This is a genomic window from Marivivens donghaensis, assembly GCF_011806565.1.
Taxonomy (GTDB): domain Bacteria; phylum Pseudomonadota; class Alphaproteobacteria; order Rhodobacterales; family Rhodobacteraceae; genus Marivivens; species Marivivens donghaensis_A.
The window spans coordinates 137346-161015 of the sequence record NZ_JAATOP010000006.1 but is presented as its reverse complement, the minus strand read 5'-3'; the positions used below and the strand labels follow the sequence as shown (position 1 = coordinate 161015).

The following is a 23670-nucleotide window of genomic DNA, read 5'->3' as shown; positions in this document are numbered from 1 at the left end:
AATTATGGTATAATAATACCCCACACTTTTTACACAGAAATGCGTTCTGGCGGTCGGGCAAGCAGCCCGTTGAGGGTCATCATCGCGGATTCGAGCCGCTGGGTGGACATCTCTCCGTTCAGGGCGATGCGCACGCCTTGGACCTGACGCCCGTCGCGGAGGCTGAAATCCTCGGCGGTGCGGACAAAGACGCCCTCGCGCTCGGCAATGCGGCAGAACTCTCCCATCCGCCAGCCTTCGGGCAGTTCCAGCCAGATCAACGGCACGTCCTTACGCCAACTGATGCGGTGCGCGCCGAGGCAATTGACTGCGGTCTCTAACATGTGTGCGAGGTGCTGGCGCGCGGCCTCAAGGATCTGCGGGGTCTTCGGATGACGCGCGACGTAGGCGTAGGCGGCGGTCACGGCATCGGGCACACCATATGACGCGGCGGAGGCCGCCCGGATCAGACGGTTGGCCCAGCCGGTCGGAGCGGCGACAAATCCGACACGCAGCGCGGCAGAGAAGGATTTGCAGGGCGACGTCGTATACCACGCCAGTTCGGGGATGATCTGACGGTAGCTCGGCCCGATGAAGGGCCCATTGCGATAACAGTCATCGTCAAGGATATGGACGCCGTGCCGCGCTGCGATCTCTGCGATCTCGTGACGGCGGCGGATAGAGGTCGTGCGATTCATCGGATTGTTCACCTCCGACGAAGTGAGAAAGATCTGCACGCCCTCATCACGGCACAGGCGCTCGAATTCCTCGGGGATCGGACCTTCATCATCCCAATCGACGCCAAGTACCCTCGCCCGCAGCACCTCGGCGGCACGGCGGAAGCCGCCGTAGCTGAGGGCATCGACTAGTACGGTTGGGGACGGACCGCGCAGAACGGTCATGAGGACCAGAGAGATCGCGTTCTGGCCGCCGTGGGTAATGACCACGTCGTCTTCGTGCAGTTCTCCAATCGGGTCGTCGCGGTGCAGATCAACGAAGGCACGGATCGCTTCGGTCTGGGTCGGGCGCACGGGATAGCACAGCAGGCGGTCGCGTTCGACGTTCTTGGCGTAATCGGCGTAGGCTTCGCGCAGCAGGTCGGATTGGCCGACATCCGGCAGGCGCGGACTGATCAGCGTCGCGGCGGGATCGTGGTCAAGCGGCGCAACACGCGGTTTGCGCTGTACTGGTACAAAGGTGCCGCGACCCACGGTGGACTCCAGAACACCCGCATCGACCAGATTTTTATAGGCGCGTGCCACAGTTCCAGGAGTAATGCCCGCCTGCCAGCCTAGCTCTCGCACCGGAGGGAGACGTTCCCCCTCGCCCAGTTCGCCCGAACGGATGGCCTGTCTGATGCTGTTTTCGAGTGTGCGATACTTGGGACCGTTCGATTGTGCGAAGTCTGGTAGCCAAATTGTATCGGTCACAATGTATTCCTCGACAGTTTCTGGGTGAAATGTATCTATACGGATAGGCTGAAGTAGCCGATTGTATCAATACATGTCAAGTGAGTCCCATGACCTACGAAAATGCCTCTGTGCACCCGCTCCGTGTAATCTCGATCCCAGCACCGTCGTCGGTTCTCGTGATGGCGATGGTTCGTGCGGTCGCTGCCGTGGCAACATGGGACCAGCGCCGAACTACCCGAAAACACCTGCGTGACCTACCCGATCACCTTTATCGTGACATCGGCCTGACACGCGATTCCGCCGACCTTGAGGCGTCGAAATTCTTTTGGAGGAGCTGATATCCCCGGCTTCTTCCTGACAACTGGGCGGGTCTATCCCGCCCATTTTTTATTTGTCATAGTTGTTTCATGATCATCGAAGATATCGACCATATCCACATAGAGGTCCGTGACCGATCTGCCGCCGCAGATTGGTACAATCGCGTTCTCGGGTTGGTACAACACGCCAAACTGGCTGTCTGGGCGGACGACCCGATGGGTCCGCTGATCCTCGGCACACCTTCTGGTAAGCCGCTGCTGTCGTTATTTGCCCGCGATGCGAAACCAAGCACCCGTGATGCGACCGTGGCGTTCCGCACCAGCGGGATACAATTCTGCAAATTTGTCAGCTCGCTTGATACAATGGCACTGACCAACCGAAACGGCGAAACGCTGACCGCGGAGCATGTCCGTGACCATGATCTCAGCTGGTCATTGTACTTCGTCGATCCCGACGGAAACCGGATCGAATTGACGACCTACGACTACGATTTCGTCCGCGATCAGCTTCGCGGGATCGAGTAGGTCATATTGGCCCGCGCCACGGGTTCGGGTTTGCCTTCGGAAAAGATCAGGCAGTCGCCCACGGCAAGTTGCTTGCCCAGCTTCAGCAAACGCACCTCGCACAGCAGATCGACGCCCGCCACGGGTTTGCGCATGAAATCCATCGAACAGGACGTGGTGACGGACAGCGCCTTGGGTCCGATCATCGCGAGGATCGCGAGGTAGACCGACACATCCGCCAGCGCGAACATCGCTGGGCCGGAGACCGTACCGCCGGGGCGCAAGTGCTGCTCTCCCGCGATCAGGCGGATCGTCACGCCCGTGTCGCGGACCTCCTCGACGGTGAACATGTCCTTCACCTGCGCGAAATCGGTCACCAGAAACTGCGACAGTGCGTCCTTGTCCATAACGATTGGCATTCTTCCCTCCTGCGGTTCCCCGTTCTAAGCTTTGCGTCGGAGTGAGGAGGATACAATATGGCTCTATTGGAACGTCACGTCAGCGACGGCATTGCGCGGATCGTGATGAACGCGCCCGCGCGGCTGAACGCACTGTCGAACGACATGCTGGCAGAACTGAACGACGCCCTGAACGACATTGCTGAAAGCGATGCGCGGGTGGTCATCCTGTCGGGCGTGGGCAAGGCGTTCTGCGCGGGCCATGACCTCAAGGAGATGCAGGCGGGCCGTCAGGCGGAGGATAAGGGCGCGGCGTATTTCGCATCGCTCTTCGACCGCTGCGCGACGATGATGAAGCTGGTCCAGTCGATCCCGCAGCCTGTTATCGCGCAGGTCCACGGGGTCGCCGTGGCCGCCGGCTGCCAGTTGGTCGCGACCTGCGATCTGGCGGTGGCGGCGGAAGGCACGCGGTTTGGGGTCAACGGCGTGAACATCGGGCTGTTCTGTTCGACCCCGATGGTCGCGCTGACCCGCAACGTGCCGCGCAAGGCTGCGTTCGAGATGCTGACCACGGGCCGTCTGATCGGCACGAGCGAGGCGAAGGACATCGGCCTGATCAATCGCGCGGTTCCGGCGGAGGATCTGGAGGCGGAGACGACCGCCCTCGCCCGCACCATCGCGGACAAGCTGCCGTCTGCCGTGCGTCACGGGAAGCGCGCGTTCTACGAGCAGGCACAGATGACGACCGAGGACGCCTATGCCTTCGCGGGCGACGTGATGGTGGCCAATATGCTCGACCGTGACACCGACGAAGGCATCACGGCGTTTCTTGAAAAGCGGAAACCCGACTGGGCTTAAAGCCCGTAGATACCGCCGAATTTGGTCTCGAGGTAGGCCAGCAGCGGCTCTGCGGTCGGCTCGAAACCGCAGGCTTTCGCGACAGTCTCACGGGGCGTGTAGAGCGCCCCGTGCTGCTGCAGGTTCTCGCCCAGCCATGCCGAGGCGTTCGACAGATCACCCTTCGACAGGTCGTTATCCAGCGACGGCACCGCGTCACGCAGCGCGCTGTAGATGTTGCCCGCGTAGACGTTGCCGAGCGCGTAGGTCGGGAAGTAGCCGAACAGACCTGCGGACCAGTGGACGTCTTGCAGCACTCCGTTGCTCGCGGTGTCGACGGGATAGCCGAAGTCTTTCTCGAACCGCTCGTTCCATGCGGCCTCGAGGTCGTCGACCTCCAACGCGCCACGGATCAGCGCCATTTCGAGGTCGAAGCGCATCATGATGTGCAGGTTGTACTGAAGTTCGTCGGCCTCGGTACGGATGTAGCCCTTCTCGACGCGGTTCACGGCGGCGTAGAAGTCGTCTTCGTTCGCGATGCCGATATCACCGAAGGCGTCGCGCATTTTGCCGAAGAGGTAGCCGGTGAACGCGCGGCTGCGGCCCAACTGGTTTTCGTAGATGCGGCTCTGGCTTTCGTGGACGCCCATCGACACGCCGCGCCCGATCGGGGTGCCTGCGTAGGCGTCTCGCACGTTCTGTTCGTAACAGGCGTGACCGACCTCGTGGATGGTCGAGTAGAAGCAGTTGAACGGATCGGCGGGGTTGGTACGTGTGGTGATGCGCACGTCGAAACCGTGGCCCGCGCAGAACGGATGGACGGCCTTGTCGATGCGGCCGCGCTCCATGTCGTAGCCGAAGGTCTTTGCCAGTTCCTCGGACAGATTCAGTTGGACTGCGGGATCGAAAGTGCCGCTCACGCCAGCCGGTTCGGGCTGGGCGAGGACCTTTTCGCGCAGGTCCACCAGACGCGGGCGCATGGCGTCGAAAATCTCTGCGATCTGGGCAGATGACGTGCCCGGCTCGTAGCCTTCAAGCAGCGCGTCATAGGCGTCGCCGCCATCGGCCAAGGCGGCGCCCTCTTCACGGCGGAGGCGCACGACCTCTTTCAGAACGGGCGCGAAAGCTTTGAAGTCGCCCTCACCGCGCGCTTCGACCCATTTGCCTTGAGCGACCGAGGTCACGCGCGCGATCTCGGTGGCAAGGGCTGCGGGTACCTTGACCGAGCGGTCGTAGTTGAACTGCACCTCGCGCAGGATCGCTGCGCCGGCGGCGTCGGGGGCTTCGGCCTTGGCCAGCCACTCGCCCACGCGCGGGTCGATGTTGCGCCCATGGATGACGGACTCCAGAGCGGCGAACTGGTCGCCGCGCTGCGCTGCCGCTTTGCGGGGCATCATCGTTTCCTGATCCCAGCCCAGCGTTTCGACCACGCCGCTGAGGGCTGCGGTTTCTTTGGAAAACGCCAGAAGCTCTTCGTATGCGGTCATCTTATGCCTCGCGGATGGATTGGGATTTCGGATAGGCCGACAGGTAGCGGGCGCGCAGGATCAGCACCCAGAGCACGATCGCGCCGATCTGGTGCGTTATCGCGATGTGCAGATGTGCCGACTGGAGCGCGGTCACGATGCCCAGCACGACCTGTGCCAGCATCATCACGATCATGGCGGTGAAAGCGCGTCGGACGTATTTGTTCGACGACTTGCGGGCGCGCAGATAGACGACGATCCCGAAGATGAACAGCAGGTAGCCCGCCATGCGGTGCATGAACTGAACAAGGCCTGCGTCTTCGAAGAAGTTGCGCCACACGGGGCTCAGCTGGAACGGGTCCGGCGGGAAGAAACCGTCGCCCATCATCGGCCATGTCGGGAACGCGCGGCCTGCGTCGATACCCGCGACCAGCGCGCCGATCAGGATTTGCAAGAACGCGAAGTGCAGGACGCCGGTGCTCATGGAGAACAGCTTCTTGTTGGCGTTGCGGCGGGATTGCATCAGGTCGGACTCGGTCCGGCCCAGAAGGAAGATGTACCACGCGGTGAAGCCGAAAATCACGAACGCGAGGCCGAGGTGCGTCGCCAGACGGTAGGACGCCACGTCGGTGCGTCCGATTTCCTGCCCCGTGCTGTCGAGGCCCGAGTGGACCATCCACCAGCCGATAGCGCCCTGAAGGCCGCCCAGAACGCCGAGCAGCAGCAGACGCTTGGTCCAGCCCGTCGGGATGTTTCGGGTCACGAGGAAGCCCAGGAAACCGATGGCCCAGACGGCGCCGATCACGCGGCCCAGCAGGCGGTGACCCCACTCCCACCAGAAGATGAACTGGAAGTCGGTCATCGACATGCCGGAGTTCTGGAGTTGGTATTCGGGGGTCGCTTTGTATTTATCGAAGAGCGTGACCCAGTCCGCCTCGTTCATCGGCGGCAGAGCGCCCGAGATCGGCTGCCATTCCGTGATCGACAGGCCGCTGTCCGTCAGACGGGTCAGGCCGCCGATGACGATCATCAGGGCCACCAGCGCGAAGATCAGCATCAGCCAGATGCGGATCGCACCGCGGGCACCGCGACGCTTGGCGTCGATGGCACCGGCGCGCGGGGTGTCCGCCTTGGGCTTATCGTCACCGACTTCTTCAAACAGCTTGCGGGGGGTCTGCGCCATGTATCGCTCTCCGTATTCTTCGGCGGTGAAACTATGCCGCCCTTGGTCGAGCGACAAGGTTGCGAGTTAACCGCGCTCTTTCCAGCGGACCATCTGCCGCATGATGCCGTGCAGGATCTGCACATCGTGGCGTGTCAGCGGCATACGGCTCCAGAGGTTGCGCAGGTTCATCTTCATTGAAGGCGCTTTGTCTTCGGGGAAGAAGAAGCCCGCTTCGGTCAATTGGCCTTCGTAGTGCTCGGCCAATTTCTCGACCTCGACCTGGGTCGCCCACTCGCTCGCGCCATCGGTGCGTTCGTGAACAACCTCTGTGCTGGCGCGGCGCCACTCGTAAGCGGTCAACAGCACGCACTGCGCGAGGTTCAGCGAAGAGAACTCGGGGTTCACGGGAACGCTGATAATAGCGTTGGCCTGCGCAATGTCCTCGTTATCCATGCCCGCACGCTCGGGGCCGAACATCACGGCGACGTTCTGGCCTTCGGCGATACGGCGGGCGGCGTCCTGCATCGCCGCTTCGGGCGAGAAGACTGGTTTGGTCAGGCCGCGCGGACGGGCGGTGGTCGCATAGACATAGGTGCAATCGCCAACGGCATTGGCCGTGGTATCGAACATCTGTGCCTCGTCCAGCAGGCGGCCAGCACCCGAAGCCATCGCGACGGCTTTCTGGTTCGGCCAGCCGTCACGCGGGCTGGTAATGCGCATCCGGTCCAGCCCGAAATTCCACATCCCGCGCGCAGCTGCGCCGATGTTCTCGCCCATCTGGGGGCGGAGCAGGATGAAAGCTGGTTGCGGCAGTCCGGTGGGCATTGAAAACTCCTGTTTGGAATAGTCCGCGTGATACGCGCCGCGCACATAAGAGGCAAGCCGCGCATACCCCCTTTCACATAGGGCGATTGGCCGTTATATCGGCGCGAAACTAGAAATGGGGACGACCATGACCGAAGCAGCCGAACTACCGCAGCTTTATCTGATCACGCCGCCGGAGTTCGAACTTTCGACGTTCCCCGACCGCCTGGCAAAATGTCTCGACGCGACAGAGATCGCCTGCGTGCGTCTGTCGCTCGCGACCCGCGACGAGGACCGCCTGTCCCGCGCTGCCGATGCGCTGCGCGAAGTGACCCACGAGCGCGACATTGCGCTGGTCATCGACAGCCACATGATGATGGTCGAGCGCCTCGGCCTCGACGGTGTTCACCTGATGGACGGCTCGCGCAACGTGAAGAAGGTCCGCAAGGAACTTGGCGATGACGCCATCGTCGGCGCTTACTGCCGCGCATCGCGTCACGACGGCATGACCGCAGGCGAGCTGGGCGCGGACTACGTGAGCTTCGGCCCCGTCAATCTGACCGCGCTGGGCACGGGCGAAAAGGCCGATCTCGAACTGTTCGAGTGGTGGTCGATGATGATCGAAATTCCGATGGTCGCCGAAGGCGCGCTGGACGAAGACACCATCCGCCAGATCACGCCCTACGCCGACTTCTTCGGTATCGGCGATGAAATCTGGAAAGAAGACGATGCCGCAGCTGCGCTGCTCCGCCTCAAGGGCGCAATGTCCTAATCCAGAACGCCCGCTTCGATCAGGGAGCCGCGCACTGCGGCTTCCGCATCGCGGGCCAGCAGTTTGCGATTGTCGTAATCCGCCACACGGATCGGTTCGTGATAGACGACCGTGACCGACCCCTGTTTCGCCGCCGAGAGCGTCTGGACAAGGTGGGTTCCGAAATCCATGTCGCCCCACCAGCCATACTGACGCACGTCCGCGCCCTCCGCATGGCGATAGACCACCGACACGGGCTGGATATTCAGGTTTTCTTTCAGTTCAGGCGTCAGGAATGCCGCGAACAGCGTGGGCTTGAACGGCAACACGCGCCGACCGTCGGTCGAGGTGCCTTCGGGGAAGAAAAGCAGGCGGTGGCCGAGTGACAGGCGCTCGCGGAACATCTTCACCTGCGCCTCCGCCTCGCGCGGATCGCGCTTGATGAACACGGTGCCAGTGGCGCGGGCGAGCCAGCCGATACCGGGCCAGTTCGCGACTTCCGCCTTGGACACGAAGTAGATGCGCTTGCTGGCATTCAGTACGAAAATATCGAGCCACGACGAGTGGTTAGCAACCACAGCTCCAGCGCCGTTGAGCGGCTTTCCCTCGACGCTGAACTTCAGCCCGATGATCCGCAACGCATTGCGGCAGACAAACTGCGTGATGTACGGCGTGACCGGGCGGCGCTGGCCGTAGATCGGACGCTCGATGAGACGCACCAGAAGCAGCAGCGCCAGACAGCCGAAGACCAGAATGGCCAGAGGCAGAGCTTTGAGAATAAAGCGCACCCAACCAGCCAAACCGACCTTGTGGTGCGGTCCCTCCATGTCGGGATTCCAACTCAAGCGTTACGGTCCTTCCGGTAAAGCGCGGCCTGCGCCGGATTGAGCCGCTCTGTATCGAGGATCAGGCACACGTCCGTCGTATTGAATTGATGGTCGATATAAGCACCATCTCCGACAAATCCACCGATCTTGAGGTAGCCTTTGATAAGCGCAGGCACCTGTTTCATCGCCGCCACGCGGTCGATCCCGGCTACATCCAGCAGGTTCATGGGCTGGTAAGGTTTCGCGGTGGCGCTGATCTCGACAGGCGCCAAATGACGCGCATGAAGCAGCGACAGCGACGGCGCAAGCTGGTCGATATCGGTGCCGTGGAACGACGCCACACCGAAGAGAATGTCGATCTCGTTCTGCGCCACGAACTCCGCCAACGCGGTCCAGAGGTGGAACATCCCCGTGCCGCCGCGATATTTAGGCGCGAGGCAGGAACGCCCTAATTCCAACAGCTTACGGCCCGAAGCTTTCAGTGCGGTGAGGTCGAATTCGCTTTCTGAATAGAACCCGCCAGCGGCCTTTGCCGCCTCGCAGGTCAACAGACGGTAAACACCGACGACCTCGTCCTTGGCCGTGTCGATCAGCAGGAGATGCTGGAAAAACGGATCGAAGGCATCGGCCTCGATTTTTGCGTCATGATCCACCAACGGACCGTCGCCACCCAGTTCCTCGACAAACACCCGATAGCGCAGACGCTGGGCCGCGCGGACCTCATCGGGGGTAGATGCGAGCCTGACGATCAGACTATCTGGGGTTGCAGACATAGGCCCTGTTGCGGTTAGGTCGTGGTGCGGGGGGTTCTAGGCCTTTTCGCCCCCGCATGGCAAGCAATCACGCTGCGTTGACGTATAATTAACCTTTTTCCGTCAATGATTTTCGTACGGAACAATGGAGAGGATGACACGGGTGCCATCAATCACGACTTTGCCCTGCTCGCGGAAATTCACGGTGATGCGGCCACCGATGTTGGACTGCACCTGCCCGATTCCCCATTCGGGCTCTTCGGGGTGGCGCACGAGCATTCCGGGTTCCAGTATCGAATTGATATCCATAGTCTTTTCCTTGGGAGAGCACACATGAAGCATACTCCCGATATTGCGGCCCTCATCGGGTCGCGGATTTGTCACGATCTTATCGGACCACTTAGCGCGATCGGCAATGGCGTCGAACTGCTAAGTTTGGCCGGACTGCCCGAAACGCCCGAAATGGCGCTGATTGCGGACAGTGTGACCAGCGCGAACGCGAAAATCAAATTCCTGCGGATTGCCTTCGGCGCTGCCTCTGCGGATCAACTGGTCAATCACTCCGAGGTTGTGGCGATCCTCGATGTGATGAGCAAAAACAGCCGGATCAGCTATGACTGGCAGGTCGATGGCGACCTGAACCGCGTGCAACTCCGCGCACTGTTTCTGGCGATCATGTGCGTGGAAACCGCACTGCCACTGGGTGGAGAGATCACGATCCGCGGGTCGGGCATCTTTGCGGCGGGACGCAAGCTGAACATCGTGCAGCACCATTGGGACGCCGCCCAAAACAAAGCGGCAGCCGATCTGGCCGCCGCTCATGTTCAGTTTGCCGTTCTGCCGTGGGCGGCGAGCGAGGCGGGCATGATCCCTGCCCTCAGCGTCGCCGACGGATCGCTCGACCTCGCGCTTTAAGCGCGAAGCGAGCCGTTTGACGTCACGAGGTATTTGAAGCTCGTCAGCTGCTCTGCACCAACCGGACCGCGCGCGTGCATCTTGCCCGTCGCGATGCCGATCTCCGCACCCATGCCGAACTCTCCGCCATCCGCAAACTGGGTGGAGGTGTTGTGCATCAGGATCGCGCTGTCGAGGCGCTGGAAGAAACGGGCAACAACGTCCGCGTCCTCGGCAATCACGCAATCGGTGTGGTTCGAGCCGAACTTGCGGATATGTGCAATCGCGCCGTCCACGTCGTCTACGATCTTCGCGGCGATATCCATGTCGAGGTATTCGCGCCCCCAGTCGTCCGAAGTCGCGGCGACGGTGCCGTTGATGCCTTCGCCCGCGTGGACGGTAACGCCAGCCTCCATCAGCATATCGACCAGTTCAACGCCGAGGCTATCCGCAACATCGCGGTGTATCAGCAGACACTCGACGGAACCGCAGATGCCGGTGCGGCGGGTTTTGGCGTTTTTTACAACGGCCAGCGCCTTCTCGCGGTCGGCAGATTCGTCGATGTAGACGTGCACGATGCCTTCGAGGTGCGCGAAAACAGGCACGCGGGCTTCGCGCTGAACGAGACCAACGAGACCCTTGCCACCACGCGGCACGATAACGTCGATGTAGTCCGTCGCGGTCAGCATTTCCGACACAGCCGCGCGGTCGCGGGTCGGGACGAGCTGGATCGCGTCCTCGGGCAGGTTCGCTGCCTTCAGACCCTCGACCAGCGCGGCGTGGATCGCTTTGCTCGAATGGAAGCTCTCGGACCCGCCGCGCAGAATGACGGCATTGCCGGCCTTGAGGCACAGCGCACCCGCGTCGGCGGTCACGTTCGGGCGGCTTTCATAGATCACACCGATCACGCCAAGCGGCGTGCGGACGCGCTGGATGTGCAGACCCGTCGGGCGGTCCCATTCGGCCAGCACGGCACCCACGGGATCGGCTTGTTCCGCAATCGCGCGGAGGCCGTCGACGATGCCCTGAATACGGCCTTCGTCGAGCTTCAAGCGGTCCATCATCGCAGCCGTGAGGCCCTTGTTGCGGCCAAACTCCATGTCCTGACCATTAGCTTCGATGATGGCGGCGCGGCTGTTCCAGACCGCATCGGCAGCGGCAACCAGCGCGGCGTGCTTACGCTCGGCCGAGGCGTAGGCCAGTTCAGCCGACGCAGCGCGCGCACGAACGCCGATGTCTTTCATCAGCTCTGCAATGTTTTCAATCTCGGTCATAAAAACCTCCTCAAACCTTAAACAACCATGTCGTCGCGGTGGACGAGCACAGCGCGCCCCTCGTACCCGAGCGCCTCTTCAATATCTGCGGTGCGGCGTCCTTGAATGAGCCGCGCCTCTTTGGATGTGTAACGCGCAAGGCCCGCAGCGAGGCGTTTGCCCGCGCTGTCGACGACCAGAACCGGATCGCCGCGGCCAAAGTCGCCCGACACACCCGTGACGCCCGCAGGCAGCAGGCTTTTACCCTTTGCCAGAGCGGACGCCGCACCGTCGTCGATGGCGATCTGGCCCTTTGGCTTCATCGCCGCGATCCAGCGTTTGCGGGCCGCTTGCGGGTCTTCTTGCGCCACGAACCAAGTCGCCGGAGAGCCTTCTTCGAGCTGTTTCAACGGGTTGATGCGCGATCCTAACGTGATTGCCATCGCGCAGCCTGCCTCGGTCGCAAGGCGCGCAGCCATCAGTTTGGTAATCATGCCACCTTTTGAGAGGCCGGAAACACCGTCTCCCGCCATCGCCTCGATCTCGGGCGTGATGCGGTCGATGACATCATAGCGGGTCGCGCTGGGGTCGAGGTTCGGGTTGCCGTTATAGAATCCGTCCACGTCCGATAGCAGGATCAGCTGGTCGGCACCGACGGTCACGGCGACCTGCGCGGCCAAGCGGTCGTTGTCGCCGTAACGGATTTCGTCGGTGGCGATGGTGTCGTTTTCGTTGACGATCGGCGTCACGCCAAGGCCGATCATCGTTTCCATTGTCGCGCGGCTGTTCAGATAACGGCGGCGGTCGGTGGTGTCGTCGAGCGTCACCAGCACCTGCCCCGTGATGATGCCATGCGGCGCGAGGACTTCTTCGTACGCGCGGGCCAGACGGATCTGACCCACGGCAGCAGCGGCCTGCGATTGTTCGAGGGGCAGCGCCTGACGGGGCAGCCCCAGCACCTCGCGGCCCAGAGCGATCGAGCCGGAGGAAACAAGAATGACGTCCATGCCGCGCTTACGCAGAGCGGCCACATCTTCGGCCAGAGAGGCCAACCATTCGGACTTCAGAGTGCCGGTGTCACGATCTACCAGCAGCGCCGAGCCGATCTTGACGACCAGCCGCTTGGCAGCACTCAGGGTTGCCAAGGCTCTTCCTCCTCTTGGGACTTCTTGTAGCGCAGGCGATTGTCGTCGATTTCGGCACGCAGCGCGCGGAGGACATCCTGAACGCCTTCACCGGACACGCCGGACATCAGCATGACGGGACCGCCGGACGCCTCTTCGAGCTCTTCCTTGAAGAACCCGCGCTCTTCGTCATCGAGGGCGTCAATCTTGTTGAGCACCGTCACGCGCGGCTTGTCGGCCAGTTCACCACCATAGGCTTCGAGCTCGCCGATGATGGTCTCGTAGTCCGCAATCGGATCCTCGCCCGAGCCGTCAACGAGGTGCAGCAGCACAGCGCAACGCTCGACGTGGCCGAGGAACATATCGCCGAGGCCGCGGCCTTCGGATGCGCCTTCGATCAGCCCGGGAATGTCGGCCACAACGAATTCCACACCGTCAACGCCAACGACGCCGAGGTTCGGAACGAGCGTGGTAAATGGGTAATCGGCGATCTTTGGGCGTGCGTTCGAAGTCGCCGCGAGGAAGGTCGATTTGCCAGCGTTCGGCATACCCAGAAGACCCGCATCGGCGATCAGCTTCAGACGCAGCCAGATGGTGCGCTCGATGCCTTCCTGACCGGAGTTCGCGCGGCGCGGAGCCTGGTTGGTGGCCGACTTGAAATGAAGGTTGCCGAAACCGCCGTTGCCGCCCTTGGCGAGCACGAACTGCTGGCCAACCTCGGTCATGTCGGCGATCAGGGTCTCTTCGTCTTCGTCGATGATTTCGGTCCCAACGGGCACGCGCAGGACGATGTCGTCGCCGCTTTCACCGGTACGCGCGCGGCCCTCACCGGGGCGGCCGTTCTTGGCGAAGAAGTGCTGCTGGTAGCGGAAGTCGATCAGGGTGTTCAGGCCCTCGACCGCTTCGATGATCACGTCACCGCCGCGACCACCGTCGCCGCCGTCCGGACCGCCGAATTCGACAAACTTTTCGCGGCGGAACGAGACACACCCGTTACCACCACTGCCGGAGCGGGTGTAGACTTTTGCGAGGTCGAGAAATTTCATCGGAACGGCTTTCAGGTTTACAAGCGCGTGACCTAAGGTATCGCGCCAATCTTCTCAAGAGGATTGCCCGAAAGCCGACCCTCTTATCGTTTTAATTTCAGCGTATACGTCCACGTGGGGACGGTACTTTTGCGGGCAACCGAATATGCCTCGGCGTCGCCCAGATAGACGAAACCGCAGTTGGTGAGGACACGGGCGGAACCCGGGCTGTCCTGAAACACCTCGGCAAAGAGGGTGTCCGCGTTATGCGGGTTGGCGTCGATCAGGGCCTGAACGGCTTCGGATGCGACACCGGTGCCCCAGAAGTGCGGCGCAACCCAGAAGAAAACTTCGCTCTGGTTGCGGTCCATACGTTCGAGGCTCGCGATACCGACCACTTCGGAGAGGTTGGCATTGGTGCCGTCGATCGCCCAGACATCTTCGGTGCGGTCGGGGTCTTGGGCACGCGCGATAAACGCGTCGGTCGTGCCGGGTGGCAGTGGATGCGGGATAGAACGGGTGCCGCGCGCGATACGTTCGTCGGCCGCATACATGCCGATCGGACCCGTGTCCGATTTGCGGAGCGGACGAAGGACGAAGCGATCTGCGGTGATCGTTGGCTGCCCAGTCATTTTATCCAACATTTAATGGTCCTCCTCGAACCAGAACATGAAAACCGGGTTCCCCCTTCCCGTCTTTCACCAGATATTCGTTACAAAATTTTGCCTCTGCCGGAAAACAAGAAGGGGACCGGCTTGCGCCGATCCCCCTTTGTGACTTTTCGGTCAGGTCTCGGCTTACTCGGCGGCCTCCGCTACCGGAAGCACGGAGACGAAAGTACGGCCTTTGAGGCCGGTGTAGAACTTGACGTTGCCCTCGGCGACGGCGAACAGGGTGTGATCCTTGCCCATGCCTACGCCTGCACCCGGATACATCTTGGTACCGCGCTGACGCACGATGATGTTGCCCGGAATAACGACTTGGCCACCGAATTTCTTAACGCCAAGGCGACGACCTGCGGAGTCGCGACCGTTACGGGAGCTACCGCCTGCTTTTTTGTGTGCCATTGATAGTTCTCCTTAAGCCTTGGTGTTGGAACCGACAGCGGTCTTAACGCCCGACTTGTCAGCACCCTTTTCGAGGATCTCGGTGATGCGAACCAGAGTCAGTTGCTGACGGTGGCCGCGGGTACGCTTCGAACCGTGCTTACGACGACGCTTGTGGAAGGTGATGACCTTCTCGCCCTTGATCTGGTCGATGACTTCGGCTTTGACGCCAGCGCCTTCAACCAACGGAGCGCCGATGGTCGAACCAACCATCAGAACATCGTTGAACTGGATTTCTTCGCCAGCTTCAGCAGCCAGCTTTTCGACGCGCAGAACGTCGCCCTTGGCGACCTTGTACTGCTTGCCGCCGGTTTTCAGAACCGCAAACATAGTCTTATCCTTCATGAACCGCGTCGTAGGGTCCCCGTAGGCGTTACTGGCAAAGCCACCCGTTAACAGCGCGCCCTTGTATGGGCTGTAATGAATCATTCTCCGGGACAGACTCGCCCCTAGAGAGTGCCGCTTATTCTAGAGTAACGACTCGGAGTCAAGTTATAGTTGGGTCGCCATTGTCATTTCCATCAACGTCTTACCCAGCCTCCGCGCCGCGACCTCGCTATAGGCGGCGTAGGCGTCGAACAGGGCCGTGTTATAGGCCTGCCCCGCCTCCGTCACGCTGAATTCGAAAATCTCGCGGAACTGGTCTTCGGGCACGTCGCCATAGGAGTACGCCAGATAGCTCTCCAGCCAGTCGGTGATGTCGGCGCGCATCCATTCCGCTTCGCTCTGGAGTTGCGACGCGAGCAGCGACGGATCGGTCTGAAGCTCGGGCGGTAGCACCTCGCTCGCGCCCGCGTTCAGCGCCATCTCGAAATTCAGCCCGATCACGAGGTTCTGCTCGATCAGGTCGTTCACCTCGATATAGTCCGACAGTAGTTCGTATTTCTCGGGCTCGGTGAACACCATCGCGGTGAGCATCGCCCTGCCCTCTTCGAGCGCCGAGTCGTCGTAGAATTCCTTGCGACCTTCCAGTTCGTGCGCCGTCATCGCCTGTCCGGGTTCGGAGCGGAGGAATGCGAGGATCTCTTCGGCGTGGTCCTCGTCCAGAGCGGCGATGAAGGCCGCGTGAATCGCATCGCGCACCGTCGGCGCGATGTAGAGCGCCTCCACGTTGGTGAAGTCCGACTCGTAGGGAAGCCATGCCGCAGCGATGTTTTGCGCGCTCGCGATGTCTTCCATGCGGGTGACGGCGGCGAATTCGTCCATCCGGCCAGCGTCCCAGACCTGTTCGGCGAGGTCCTGAGCTGCGACAGGAGCCGCGCAAAGCAGGGTTAGAAAAGAAATCGTTAAGCGTTCGAACACGGGTCAGCCCTCTTGAGTTGCCATGAAAACTAGGGCTCCCGCGAGGCAGAGCCAACCCTTTGCGAACAAAGAGGTTAATGACTTTCGCAATTTTTTCGATTTTTCCTCTTGTGCCTCTCTGAAACTGTTTTTATACGGCCCCCACACAACGACCACCGACGCGGAGAGGTGCCGGAGCGGTCGAACGGGGCGGTCTCGAAAACCGTTGTAGGTGCAAGCCTACCCAGGGTTCGAATCCCTGTCTCTCCGCCACTTTCCTTCAAGTTTTGAACGACTTAGCCTGAACAAGGCCACGGGAAGTGTGCGTTGTGCCGCCCTACATCAGCCAGTCGAATGCCCGCTTGAGCAAAGCCGCGCCGCCCGACTGAACCGGTGCGCCGTGAGCGCAGATGACCCGCCGGGTGGGCCAGTCCAGAATCTTTGCGACCGCGGTGCGCGCTTTCTCTTTATCGCGGGTCATGAGGCGGAATTTGCGGGGAACGTGGGGTTCGTCGCCGATCATCAGATCGAACCGCGCGACCCACTTGCGCCAGCCCGAAAAATGCTCTGCGTCGAACTGCTGGAGGAAGTCGGTAAAGATCGCCGTGGCGCTCGGGCGGTGGAAGAACACCGCCTCCTGCGTAATGGCATTGCCTTCGATGACCACCTGTTCGATGTCGTCGCCCCAGACCTGAATGGGCGAGTTGCCCAAAGTCACGTCAATCCGCAGATCAGGCTGCTTCTTGGCTACACCCTCGGCGGCGGAGACGGTTGCTGCAGGATACGCTGCCGCCCACTCCGCCATAAACATATGATGCAGGTTATTCGGCGCGACGAGGTGCGCCACCTGCCCCAGCGCATCGACCGCAGCGCGCAAATCCTCCGTCATCCGCACGGGCGACCAGAGCCACAGCGTCCCGTCGGCCAAGCGCACCACCACCATCCGCGTCGGATAAACGAAGCCAGCGGTGGAGACATCCGAGCCATCCGCGATCCAGATGTGTTCGGCGAACGTATGCAGCATGGGACCTCGCAACCGTGAAACGCAACTGCCGCCACCCTAACACGTTTTCCCCTGCGCCAAGGCACAGACCGCTCGCGCAGATGTTTGCTGGTGGATAGTCGCTTTTTTGCGCGAAGTGCCCATATTTGACCCAAACAGAAATGGGTGGACCAATGGCTCAATATTTCAAAGACCCCGATGCGATCGCCGCTCTCGACCCCGAGCAGTTCTATGTGACGCAGGAAGCGGGCACCGAACGGCCCGGTACGGGCAAATACCTCGATAACAAGCGCGCGGGCATCTACGTGGACATCGTCTCGGGCGAGCCGCTGTTCGCCAGCGCCGCGAAATACGAATCCGGCTGCGGCTGGCCGTCCTTTGTCAAACCGATCGAGCCCGAGAACGTCGTGGAACTCAGCGACAGCTCGCACGGGATGATCCGTACCGAAGTGCGCTCCAAGCACGGCGACAGCCACCTCGGTCACGTCTTCAATGACGGCCCGCCCGAAATGGGCGGCCTGCGCTACTGCATCAACTCCGCCTCGTTGCGCTTCGTCGCCAAAGAGGACATGGAAGGCGAAGGCTACGGCCAGTACATCGACCAAGTGGAGGACATCTAATGGCTGAAGAACGCGCAGTTCTCGCGGGTGGTTGTTTCTGGGGTATGCAGGACCTCATCCGCCGTATGCCCGGCGTGATTTCGACCCGCGTGGGGTACACGGGCGGCGACGTGCCGAACGCGACCTACCGCAACCACGGCACCCACGCCGAGGGCATCGAGATCATCTTTGACGACAGCCAGATCAGCTATCGCAAGCTGCTGGAGTTCTTCTTCCAGATCCACGATCCGACCACGAAGAACCGTCAGGGCAACGACATCGGCCTCTCGTACCGCTCCGCGATCTACTACGAGTCGGAGGCGCAGAAAGAGATGGCGCTGAAAACGATTGAGGACGTGAATAACTCCGGCATCTGGCCGGGTAAGGTCGTCACCGAAGTGGAGCCCGTCGGCGATTTCTGGGAGGCGGAACCCGAGCATCAGGACTATCTGGAGCGGTTCCCGAACGGCTACACCTGCCACTTCCCGCGCCCGAACTGGCAGCTTCCGGGCTAAAGAAAAAACCGGCACTTCCAAGGGAGTGCCGGTTTTCTTTTATTCTTCTTCGTCGCCTTCGATGTTGTCCGATGGTCTGCCGCGATAGCCCCGCGCGACGACGAACTTCTCCGAACTATCCGACCGCGACGACGGCGGTTTGATGTTGGCGACGGAGTCGAACTGGTTCTTGAAAACCTTCATCAACTCGCCCTCGGCGCCGCCTGCCAGAACCTTGGCGATGAACGTACCGCCCGGCGTCAGAACGTCGAATGCGAAATAGGCGGCGGCTTCGCACAATGAGATGATCCGCAGGTGGTCGGTCTGTTTGTGACCCGAAGCAGAGGCGGCCATGTCGGACATGACCACGTCGGCGTCACCGCCGAGCCATTCCTTTACCTTATCGTCTGCACCTTCGCTGAGGAAGTCGAGCTGGTGGATTTCGGCGCCCGCCAGCGGTTCAACCTCTTGCAGGTCGACCCCCAGAACTGTGCCGATACGCTTGTTCTTCTTGTCGCCGAGCGCATTGACGCGCTGCACGGCGACCTGACACCACCCACCCGGCGCACAGCCAAGGTCGACCACCCGCGCACCCGGCACGAGGAAGCGGTATTTGTCATCCAGCTCGAGGATCTTGAACGCGGCGCGTCCGCGATAGCCCTCGGCCTTGGCCCGCTTCACATAGGGGTCGTTGAGCTGGCGTTGCAGCCACTTCGTCGACGACGTGGTCCGGCCCCGCGCGGTTTTCACCTTCACGTGGAGATCACGCTGGCCGCGGCCACTGGTATTTTTGGTTCCGGGTTTCTTTGCCATCACGAACGGTTCCTCTTCAGGCCGCCTCTCTAACCTTAGAAAGGTGTGTCCTCAAGTACGCCATCGACGCTCATTTGCGCATAAAGCAAGCCTTCCCGCAAACCGCGGTCCGCAACCGACATCCGGTCGGTCGGCCAGATGCGCATGAGCGCCTGAAGGATTGCCGCGCCCGACATGATCAGTGCCTGACGGTCGCGGCCGATACGGGGGTCCGCTTTGCGACCACTGGGGCCAAGCGACAGATAGGCGCGAATGACGGAGTCGATCTCGTCACTGGTCATGCGCAACCCGTCAACCTTGGTCCGGTCGTAGCGTTTCAAGCCAAGGTGGCTAGCTGCGACCGTGGTCACGGTGCCCGAGGTGCCGATGATCTGGAAGTTCTCGCGGTTCTGCTCGGCGCTATAAGGGCTGAACTGGGCGAGTTGTTCTTCGAAGAACCAGCTCATCAGCGCGAAACGCGCCGCATCGTCGTCCACGTCCTCGAACTGGTCGCGCAGGGTTGCAACGCCGAGCGGCACCGAAATCCAGTCAACCACACGGGCCGCAGCAAACGGACCGGGGTCCTGCGAGAACCCGCGATGCAGGCGCATGATCGAGCTTGGACGCTCGCGGCGCGGCACGTTGCTGAGGTCCATCCACACCAGTTCGGTCGAGCCGCCGCCGATATCCACGACAAGCAGTTGCTCGGTCTTTGTCGACACCAGCGGCGCGCAGGAGATCACGGCAAGGCGTGCTTCTTCTTCGGGACGGATGATCTCCAGTTTGAGGCCAGTTTCACGGCGCACCTGATTGATGAACTGGTGTCCGTTTACCGCACGGCGGCAGGCTTCGGTTGCGACAAGCCGCATCCGTTTGACCTTGTGGCGCTGGAGCTTCTGTTTGCAGATACGCAGTGCATTGATCGTCCGCGTCATCGACGCACGACTAAGCCGGCCTGTGGACTCCAGACCTTGACCCAATTGCACTGATTTCGAAAAGCTGTCGATCACATGGAACTGGCTACCCTTGGGCTGGGCAATCAGCATTCGGCAACTGTTCGTTCCCAAGTCGAGCGCAGCATAAAGCGCGTCATCGACGGGATTCTGGGGCGCGGGGCTTTCGACCGCTTTCGGGAACGCGCCCGCACCTCGGGGACGCTTGGGCGTCATAGTCTACGCCCTCCATATCAAGTTACCCCCAATGTACGGCGCACACCTTGGCCGCGCAAGGGCGTTCGCGGAAACGTCAGGTCATGGCTGTCGCACCTACTCTGTGCAATGTCGAAATCCGACCACGTGTCGGAATTTGGCTGACGTACAAGGGGCATAACTTGGAGTGAGGAATCAAATGCCCGACGTCACCATTGTTTACTGGCGTGATATTCCGGCGCAGGTCATCGTCGGCAAAGGCCGCCGTGGCCACAAGGTGCAACTGCCCGAACGTTTCGAGCAGGGCATCGACCGCGCCGCGATGAAGGCCGATATGGCAGGCACCGACGAATATCTGTCGGAATGGCGCAAGGGCGAACCTTACTCTGTCGAGGGCGATGACGCCGAAGTTGCCGAGGCCGAAGCAAAACGCCTCGATACCGAATACGACCAAGAGCGCCTTAAGGCGCTGATCGAAAACCTGGGCCGCGCGTAAACCGGCGCCCGCGATGATAAAGGACAAACTCATGGCCCTGCTTTCGTTCAAGAAAAAAGCCGCTCCGGCGGACAACATCAACAACGCCGCTCTCGAGGACTTCCTGAAGGGTTACTCGATCGAGGTCATGCCGCGCACCGCAGAGAAGGTCGAAAACTTCCGCGACCTGCTGCCCGCCGGCACCCGCGTTTACATCGCCCACATCGAAGGCACCCCGATCGAAGACATGGTCGCCACCGCTGCCCGTCTGCGCGACGAGGGCTTCGACCCCATGCCGCACTTCCCTGCCCGCATCATCAAGGACGCCAACACGCTCGAAGAGTGGGTCAACCGCTACGCCGGTGACGCTGGCGTCAATCAGGGCCTGATCCTTGCTGGCGGCGTCAGCCAGCCGCACGGCGAATTCCACTCCTCGATGCAGCTTCTGGAAACCGGCATCTTCGACAAGGCAGGCTTCAAGCGCCTTCACGTTGCCGGTCACCCCGAAGGCAACAAGGACATCGACCCCGACGGTTCGGACAAGAACGTCTCTGACGCGCTGCGCTGGAAGCAGAAGTTCTCGGAAACCACTGACGCCGAAATGGCGCTGGCGACCCAGTTCTGTTTCGAGGCCGGTCCGGTCATCGAATGGGCCAACGCGCTCAAGGCAAATGGCGTCGATCTGCCGATCCACATCGGCGTTGCAGGTCCGGCCAAGCTCCAGACCCTGATCAAGTTCTCGATGGCCTGCGGCGTCGGCGCTTCGCTCAAGGTCCTGCAAAAGCGTGCGCTCGACGTCACCAAACTGCTGCTGCCCTACGAGCCGAACGAGTTCCTGAACGAACTCGCTGCCCACAAGGCCGCAAACCCCGACTTCAACATCACCCAGGTGCACTTCTTCCCGCTCGGCGGGATCAAGGCCAACGCCAACTGGGCCATCGAAAACGGCGGCGCTTCGACTGTTCCCGCTGCCACCGCCCAACTCTGAGGACTACCTATGACGCGCACTATCGTCGAATCCGCGACCAAAACTGCCATTCTCGGCTTTGACCAGCCGTTCTGCGTCATTGGCGAACGCATCAACCCGACCGGCCGCAAGAAGCTGGCTGCCGAGCTCGAAGCCGGTGACTTCTCCACCGTCGAAAGCGACGCGCTGGCTCAGGTCGCCGCTGGCGCCAACATCCTCGATATCAACGCAGGTGTTGTCTACAACTCGAACCCGAACCCGAACGAGACCGAGCCGCCGCTCATGGTCAAGATGATCGAACTGGTTCAGGGCCTCACCGATACCCCGATCTGCATCGACAGCTCGGTGCCTGCCGCTCTCGAAGCCGGTCTTCAGGTCGCCAAGGGCCGTCCGCTGCTGAACTCGGTCACCGGCGAAGAAGAGCGCCTCGAGTTCGTTCTGCCGCTGGTTAAGAAGTACAACGTTCCGGTCGTCGCGATCTCGAACGACGACACCGGCATCTCCGAAGATCCGGACGTCCGCTTCGCCGTCGCCAAGAAGATCGTGGAACGCGCTGCCGACTTCGGCATTCCGGCCCATGACATCGTCGTCGACCCGCTCGTTATGCCGATCGGCGCGATGGCGACCGCTGGCCAGCAGGTCTTCACCCTCGTCCGCCGCCTGCGCGAAGAGCTTGGCGTGAACACCACCTGCGGCGCCTCGAACGTATCCTTCGGCCTGCCGAACCGCCACGGCATCAACAATGCCTTCCTCCCGATGGCGATGGGTGCGGGCATGACCTCCGCGATCATGAACCCCTGCGCCCTGCCCGTCAGCCTCAAGAAAATCGAGGAAAAGAAGGGCGAACTCGCTGCCGCTGGCATCATCGTTCCGGACGACATCGACCTCGAAACCTTCTGCAACATCACCGGCCTCGGCTCGACCAAATCGCGTCCGGGTAAGGAAATGGAAGCGATCCGCGCCGCCAACCTACTGACCAACAACGACCCGCACGGTTCGGACTGGATCAACTTCAACAAGCCGCCGAGCGAGCAGACCGAAGGTGGCGCAGGCCGTCGCCGCGGTGGCCGTCGCCGCTGATACGAGACCACGCTCCCCCGCCTTTGTGCTGCAAATATCCCGGGGGAGCGGCACAGCCGCGGGGGCAGCGCCCCAAACAAAACGGGCCCGTGAGGGCCCGTTTTTCTTTGTCCATCCCGTGCTGAAACTCAGCGGTAGTAGAGCGACTTTCCTTCGTGGAAAATCTGCACCTTCGCCGGATCGCAGGCCAGCGACACGGTCTTGCCGCGCATGTCGCGGTGGATACCGGGCAGCTTGGCGATAACCGGATCGACGCCCGCTTCCGCTTCGAAATACAGCAGCGTGACTTCGCCCAGTGCTTCGGTGATCGCCACCTTGCCATTATAACAGGCGTTGGTCTCGGCCAGTACCATGTCCTCCGGACGCACGCCGATATTCACCTTCATGCCCATATCCGCATCCGTGGTCGGAACGGCGGACATTGCGGTTTCTCCGGTCGCAAGGCGTACGGTGGTCTGGGCGCCGGTGCCGACGATCTCGCCCGGCAGCAGGTTCATTGACGGAGAGCCGATGAACTGCGCGACGAACTCGTTTTCGGGGCGCTCGTACAGCTCCAGCGGCGTGCCGACCTGCGCGATACCCTTGTTCGCCAGAACGACGATGCGGGACGCGAGCGTCATGGCTTCGACCTGATCGTGCGTGACGTAGATCATAGTTGATTCAGGCATCGCTTCTTTCAGCTGCGCGATCTCGATACGGGTTGCCACACGGAGAGCCGCGTCGAGGTTCGAGAGCGGTTCGTCGAACAGATACACCTTCGGGTCACGGACGATCGAGCGGCCGATGGCGACACGCTGGCGCTGACCACCCGAAAGCGCCTTGGGCAGACGGTCCAGATAAGGCTCCAGCTGAAGGATCTTCGCGGCCTTGTCGATGGCAGCGTCGATCTCCGACTGCGACTTCTTCGCGATCTTCAGTGCAAACGCCATGTTCTCGCGCACGGTCATGTGCGGATAGAGAGCGTAGGACTGGAACACCATCGCGATGCCGCGCTGTGCGGGCGGCACGTCGTTGACGACTTCGCCGTCGATCTCCAGCGTGCCCGAGCTGATCTTTTCCAGACCGGCGATCATACGCAGCAGGGTCGACTTACCGCAGCCCGACGGGCCTACGAAGACGATGAGTTCGCCCTGTTGGATATCCAGATCGATATTCTTCAGAACCTCGACGCTGCCGCCGTATGTTTTGGCGACGTCCGTCAGTTTCAAATCGGCCAT

28 protein-coding genes, 1 tRNA gene and 1 pseudogene are annotated in these 23670 nt (G+C 61.4%); 11 read left to right on the top strand and 19 right to left on the bottom strand.

From position 1 onward, the window contains the following. Positions 1 to 29: 29 nt before the first annotated feature. Positions 30 to 1409 carry an aminotransferase class I/II-fold pyridoxal phosphate-dependent enzyme gene (locus HCZ30_RS10740; RefSeq protein ID WP_167638288.1) on the bottom strand — a complete coding sequence of 460 codons (1380 nt, stop codon included), beginning with the start codon at positions 1407 to 1409 and terminating at the stop codon, positions 30 to 32. Between the two features lie 89 nt (positions 1410 to 1498). Here HCZ30_RS10740 and HCZ30_RS10735 point away from each other — a divergent pair, with 89 nt between their 5' ends. Both HCZ30_RS10735 and HCZ30_RS10730 read left to right on the top strand, forming a co-directional pair. Beyond that, complete coding sequence (locus HCZ30_RS10735) at positions 1499 to 1729, top strand: DUF1127 domain-containing protein (RefSeq protein WP_167638287.1); 231 nt, start codon at positions 1499 to 1501, stop codon at positions 1727 to 1729. Between the two features lie 69 nt (positions 1730 to 1798). Then, positions 1799 to 2233, top strand: a complete 435-nt coding sequence (locus HCZ30_RS10730; protein ID WP_167638286.1) for a VOC family protein — start codon at positions 1799 to 1801, stop codon at positions 2231 to 2233. Here the strand turns inward: HCZ30_RS10730 and HCZ30_RS10725 are convergent. Next, positions 2212 to 2631 (bottom strand): PaaI family thioesterase, encoded by a 420-nt coding sequence (locus HCZ30_RS10725; protein ID WP_167638285.1) that lies wholly within the window; start codon positions 2629 to 2631, stop codon positions 2212 to 2214. The two genes, HCZ30_RS10730 and HCZ30_RS10725, sit on opposite strands and share 22 nt — an antisense overlap. 57 nt (positions 2632 to 2688) lie before the next feature. On the opposite strand from HCZ30_RS10725, the gene HCZ30_RS10720 reads away from it, so the two are divergent. Beyond that, positions 2689 to 3468: an enoyl-CoA hydratase gene (locus tag HCZ30_RS10720; protein WP_167638284.1), complete on the top strand. Its 780-nt coding sequence runs from the start codon at positions 2689 to 2691 to the stop codon at positions 3466 to 3468. Here the strand turns inward: HCZ30_RS10720 and HCZ30_RS10715 are convergent. From HCZ30_RS10715 to HCZ30_RS10705, 3 genes are all read right to left on the bottom strand, one after another. Beyond that, complete coding sequence (locus tag HCZ30_RS10715) at positions 3465 to 4934, bottom strand: carboxypeptidase M32 (RefSeq protein WP_167638283.1); 1470 nt, start codon at positions 4932 to 4934, stop codon at positions 3465 to 3467. The genes HCZ30_RS10720 and HCZ30_RS10715 overlap by 4 nt on opposite strands. A gap of 1 nt (position 4935) precedes the next feature. Next, positions 4936 to 6096 (bottom strand): heme A synthase, encoded by a 1161-nt coding sequence (gene ctaA / locus HCZ30_RS10710; RefSeq protein ID WP_167638282.1) that lies wholly within the window; start codon positions 6094 to 6096, stop codon positions 4936 to 4938. Positions 6097 to 6162: 66 nt separating this feature from the next. Then, complete coding sequence (locus HCZ30_RS10705; RefSeq protein ID WP_167638281.1) at positions 6163 to 6903, bottom strand: RNA methyltransferase; 741 nt, start codon at positions 6901 to 6903, stop codon at positions 6163 to 6165. 127 nt (positions 6904 to 7030) lie between these two features. Here HCZ30_RS10705 and HCZ30_RS10700 point away from each other — a divergent pair, with 127 nt between their 5' ends. Then, positions 7031 to 7654: a thiamine phosphate synthase gene (locus HCZ30_RS10700; protein WP_167638280.1), complete on the top strand. Its 624-nt coding sequence runs from the start codon at positions 7031 to 7033 to the stop codon at positions 7652 to 7654. Here HCZ30_RS10700 and HCZ30_RS10695 read toward each other — a convergent pair. The 3 genes from HCZ30_RS10695 to HCZ30_RS10685 form a co-directional block, all read right to left on the bottom strand. Further along, a complete protein-coding gene (locus tag HCZ30_RS10695) occupies positions 7651 to 8478 on the bottom strand; it encodes a lysophospholipid acyltransferase family protein (protein WP_432442764.1) in 828 nt (275 codons plus the stop codon). The genes HCZ30_RS10700 and HCZ30_RS10695 overlap by 4 nt on opposite strands. Then, a complete protein-coding gene (locus HCZ30_RS10690; protein WP_167638279.1) occupies positions 8475 to 9233 on the bottom strand; it encodes a GNAT family N-acetyltransferase in 759 nt (252 codons plus the stop codon). The genes HCZ30_RS10695 and HCZ30_RS10690 overlap by 4 nt, the downstream gene beginning before the upstream one ends. Positions 9234 to 9335: 102 nt before the next feature. After that, a complete protein-coding gene (locus HCZ30_RS10685) occupies positions 9336 to 9521 on the bottom strand; it encodes a DUF3553 domain-containing protein (RefSeq protein ID WP_167638278.1) in 186 nt (61 codons plus the stop codon). A 24-nt stretch (positions 9522 to 9545) separates the two neighbouring features. On the opposite strand from HCZ30_RS10685, the gene HCZ30_RS10680 reads away from it, so the two are divergent. After that, the gene (locus tag HCZ30_RS10680; RefSeq protein WP_167638277.1) at positions 9546 to 10127 is read left to right on the top strand and encodes a histidine phosphotransferase family protein; all 582 of its coding nucleotides are present in this window, start codon (positions 9546 to 9548) and stop codon (positions 10125 to 10127) included. Here the strand turns inward: HCZ30_RS10680 and HCZ30_RS10675 are convergent. From HCZ30_RS10675 to HCZ30_RS10645, 7 genes and pseudogenes are all read right to left on the bottom strand, one after another. After that, the gene (locus HCZ30_RS10675) at positions 10124 to 11380 is read right to left on the bottom strand and encodes a glutamate-5-semialdehyde dehydrogenase (protein ID WP_167638276.1); all 1257 of its coding nucleotides are present in this window, start codon (positions 11378 to 11380) and stop codon (positions 10124 to 10126) included. The two genes, HCZ30_RS10680 and HCZ30_RS10675, sit on opposite strands and share 4 nt — an antisense overlap. A gap of 17 nt (positions 11381 to 11397) precedes the next feature. Continuing rightward, positions 11398 to 12504: a glutamate 5-kinase gene (gene proB / locus HCZ30_RS10670; RefSeq protein WP_167638275.1), complete on the bottom strand. Its 1107-nt coding sequence runs from the start codon at positions 12502 to 12504 to the stop codon at positions 11398 to 11400. Continuing rightward, positions 12492 to 13529 carry a GTPase ObgE gene (gene obgE, locus HCZ30_RS10665; protein ID WP_167638274.1) on the bottom strand — a complete coding sequence of 346 codons (1038 nt, stop codon included), beginning with the start codon at positions 13527 to 13529 and terminating at the stop codon, positions 12492 to 12494. Before obgE ends, proB begins: the two co-directional genes overlap by 13 nt. 83 nt (positions 13530 to 13612) lie before the next feature. Then, positions 13613 to 14152: a GNAT family N-acetyltransferase gene (locus HCZ30_RS10660; RefSeq protein WP_167638273.1), complete on the bottom strand. Its 540-nt coding sequence runs from the start codon at positions 14150 to 14152 to the stop codon at positions 13613 to 13615. 153 nt (positions 14153 to 14305) lie between these two features. Continuing rightward, positions 14306 to 14575: a 50S ribosomal protein L27 gene (gene rpmA / locus HCZ30_RS10655; RefSeq protein WP_167638272.1), complete on the bottom strand. Its 270-nt coding sequence runs from the start codon at positions 14573 to 14575 to the stop codon at positions 14306 to 14308. Positions 14576 to 14605: 30 nt separating this feature from the next. Further along, positions 14606 to 14944, bottom strand: a pseudogene (gene rplU, locus HCZ30_RS10650) (50S ribosomal protein L21); the annotation flags it as partial. 162 nt (positions 14945 to 15106) lie between these two features. Continuing rightward, positions 15107 to 15916: a hypothetical protein gene (locus HCZ30_RS10645; protein ID WP_167638271.1), complete on the bottom strand. Its 810-nt coding sequence runs from the start codon at positions 15914 to 15916 to the stop codon at positions 15107 to 15109. 162 nt (positions 15917 to 16078) lie between these two features. Here HCZ30_RS10645 and HCZ30_RS10640 point away from each other — a divergent pair. After that, positions 16079 to 16168, top strand: a tRNA-Ser gene (locus HCZ30_RS10640). 64 nt (positions 16169 to 16232) lie between these two features. On the opposite strand, the gene HCZ30_RS10635 is transcribed toward HCZ30_RS10640, so the two are convergent. Then, complete coding sequence (locus HCZ30_RS10635) at positions 16233 to 16919, bottom strand: DUF4336 domain-containing protein (RefSeq protein ID WP_167638270.1); 687 nt, start codon at positions 16917 to 16919, stop codon at positions 16233 to 16235. A gap of 152 nt (positions 16920 to 17071) precedes the next feature. On the opposite strand from HCZ30_RS10635, the gene msrB reads away from it, so the two are divergent. Then, entirely contained in the window at positions 17072 to 17518 is a 447-nt protein-coding gene (gene msrB, locus HCZ30_RS10630; RefSeq protein WP_167638269.1) for a peptide-methionine (R)-S-oxide reductase MsrB, read from the top strand. Beyond that, complete coding sequence (gene msrA / locus HCZ30_RS10625) at positions 17518 to 18012, top strand: peptide-methionine (S)-S-oxide reductase MsrA (protein WP_167638268.1); 495 nt, start codon at positions 17518 to 17520, stop codon at positions 18010 to 18012. The genes msrB and msrA overlap by 1 nt, the downstream gene beginning before the upstream one ends. Positions 18013 to 18051: 39 nt before the next feature. Here the strand turns inward: msrA and HCZ30_RS10620 are convergent, their stop codons facing one another. Then, positions 18052 to 18804, bottom strand: coding sequence for an RlmE family RNA methyltransferase (locus HCZ30_RS10620; RefSeq protein WP_167638267.1), 753 nt, complete (start codon positions 18802 to 18804; stop codon positions 18052 to 18054). Between the two features lie 35 nt (positions 18805 to 18839). Beyond that, on the bottom strand, positions 18840 to 19952 hold the full coding sequence (locus HCZ30_RS10615) for a Ppx/GppA phosphatase family protein (RefSeq protein ID WP_167638266.1): 1113 nt from the start codon (positions 19950 to 19952) through the stop codon (positions 18840 to 18842). A gap of 178 nt (positions 19953 to 20130) precedes the next feature. On the opposite strand from HCZ30_RS10615, the gene HCZ30_RS10610 reads away from it, so the two are divergent. Genes HCZ30_RS10610 through HCZ30_RS10600 form a run of 3 tightly spaced genes read left to right on the top strand, consistent with a single transcriptional unit; the run spans position 20131 to position 22453 of the window. Continuing rightward, a complete protein-coding gene (locus HCZ30_RS10610; protein WP_167638265.1) occupies positions 20131 to 20427 on the top strand; it encodes a virulence factor in 297 nt (98 codons plus the stop codon). 31 nt (positions 20428 to 20458) lie between these two features. After that, positions 20459 to 21394: a methylenetetrahydrofolate reductase gene (locus HCZ30_RS10605; RefSeq protein WP_167638264.1), complete on the top strand. Its 936-nt coding sequence runs from the start codon at positions 20459 to 20461 to the stop codon at positions 21392 to 21394. A gap of 9 nt (positions 21395 to 21403) precedes the next feature. Beyond that, positions 21404 to 22453 carry a methyltetrahydrofolate cobalamin methyltransferase gene (locus HCZ30_RS10600; protein ID WP_167638263.1) on the top strand — a complete coding sequence of 350 codons (1050 nt, stop codon included), beginning with the start codon at positions 21404 to 21406 and terminating at the stop codon, positions 22451 to 22453. A 128-nt stretch (positions 22454 to 22581) separates the two neighbouring features. Here the strand turns inward: HCZ30_RS10600 and HCZ30_RS10595 are convergent, their stop codons facing one another. Beyond that, positions 22582 to 23670, bottom strand: coding sequence for an ABC transporter ATP-binding protein (locus tag HCZ30_RS10595; protein ID WP_167638262.1), 1089 nt, complete (start codon positions 23668 to 23670; stop codon positions 22582 to 22584).

Bases quoted from the DNA above. Each gene is read 5' to 3' on its own strand.
- HCZ30_RS10680 (WP_167638277.1), top strand. From the start codon at position 9,546: ATGAAGCATACTCCCGATATTGCGGCCCTCATCGGGTCGCGGATTTGT.
- obgE (WP_167638274.1), bottom strand. From the start codon at position 13,529: ATGAAATTTCTCGACCTCGCAAAAGTCTACACCCGCTCCGGCAGTGGT.
- ctaA (WP_167638282.1), bottom strand. From the start codon at position 6,096: ATGGCGCAGACCCCCCGCAAGCTGTTTGAAGAAGTCGGTGACGATAAG.
- HCZ30_RS10685 (WP_167638278.1), bottom strand. From the start codon at position 9,521: ATGGATATCAATTCGATACTGGAACCCGGAATGCTCGTGCGCCACCCC.
- HCZ30_RS10595 (WP_167638262.1), bottom strand. From the start codon at position 23,670: ATGGCCGATTTGAAACTGACGGACGTCGCCAAAACATACGGCGGCAGC.
- HCZ30_RS10675 (WP_167638276.1), bottom strand. From the start codon at position 11,380: ATGACCGAGATTGAAAACATTGCAGAGCTGATGAAAGACATCGGCGTT.
- rpmA (WP_167638272.1), bottom strand. From the start codon at position 14,575: ATGGCACACAAAAAAGCAGGCGGTAGCTCCCGTAACGGTCGCGACTCC.
- HCZ30_RS10715 (WP_167638283.1), bottom strand. From the start codon at position 4,934: ATGACCGCATACGAAGAGCTTCTGGCGTTTTCCAAAGAAACCGCAGCC.
- HCZ30_RS10725 (WP_167638285.1), bottom strand. From the start codon at position 2,631: ATGCCAATCGTTATGGACAAGGACGCACTGTCGCAGTTTCTGGTGACC.
- HCZ30_RS10610 (WP_167638265.1), top strand. From the start codon at position 20,131: ATGCCCGACGTCACCATTGTTTACTGGCGTGATATTCCGGCGCAGGTC.
- HCZ30_RS10720 (WP_167638284.1), top strand. From the start codon at position 2,689: ATGGCTCTATTGGAACGTCACGTCAGCGACGGCATTGCGCGGATCGTG.
- HCZ30_RS10735 (WP_167638287.1), top strand. From the start codon at position 1,499: ATGACCTACGAAAATGCCTCTGTGCACCCGCTCCGTGTAATCTCGATC.
- HCZ30_RS10660 (WP_167638273.1), bottom strand. From the start codon at position 14,152: ATGTTGGATAAAATGACTGGGCAGCCAACGATCACCGCAGATCGCTTC.
- HCZ30_RS10635 (WP_167638270.1), bottom strand. From the start codon at position 16,919: ATGCTGCATACGTTCGCCGAACACATCTGGATCGCGGATGGCTCGGAT.
- HCZ30_RS10615 (WP_167638266.1), bottom strand. From the start codon at position 19,952: ATGACGCCCAAGCGTCCCCGAGGTGCGGGCGCGTTCCCGAAAGCGGTC.
- HCZ30_RS10605 (WP_167638264.1), top strand. From the start codon at position 20,459: ATGGCCCTGCTTTCGTTCAAGAAAAAAGCCGCTCCGGCGGACAACATC.
- HCZ30_RS10730 (WP_167638286.1), top strand. From the start codon at position 1,799: ATGATCATCGAAGATATCGACCATATCCACATAGAGGTCCGTGACCGA.
- msrB (WP_167638269.1), top strand. From the start codon at position 17,072: ATGGCTCAATATTTCAAAGACCCCGATGCGATCGCCGCTCTCGACCCC.
- HCZ30_RS10705 (WP_167638281.1), bottom strand. From the start codon at position 6,903: ATGCCCACCGGACTGCCGCAACCAGCTTTCATCCTGCTCCGCCCCCAG.
- HCZ30_RS10700 (WP_167638280.1), top strand. From the start codon at position 7,031: ATGACCGAAGCAGCCGAACTACCGCAGCTTTATCTGATCACGCCGCCG.
- msrA (WP_167638268.1), top strand. From the start codon at position 17,518: ATGGCTGAAGAACGCGCAGTTCTCGCGGGTGGTTGTTTCTGGGGTATG.
- HCZ30_RS10600 (WP_167638263.1), top strand. From the start codon at position 21,404: ATGACGCGCACTATCGTCGAATCCGCGACCAAAACTGCCATTCTCGGC.
- HCZ30_RS10690 (WP_167638279.1), bottom strand. From the start codon at position 9,233: ATGTCTGCAACCCCAGATAGTCTGATCGTCAGGCTCGCATCTACCCCC.
- HCZ30_RS10620 (WP_167638267.1), bottom strand. From the start codon at position 18,804: ATGGCAAAGAAACCCGGAACCAAAAATACCAGTGGCCGCGGCCAGCGT.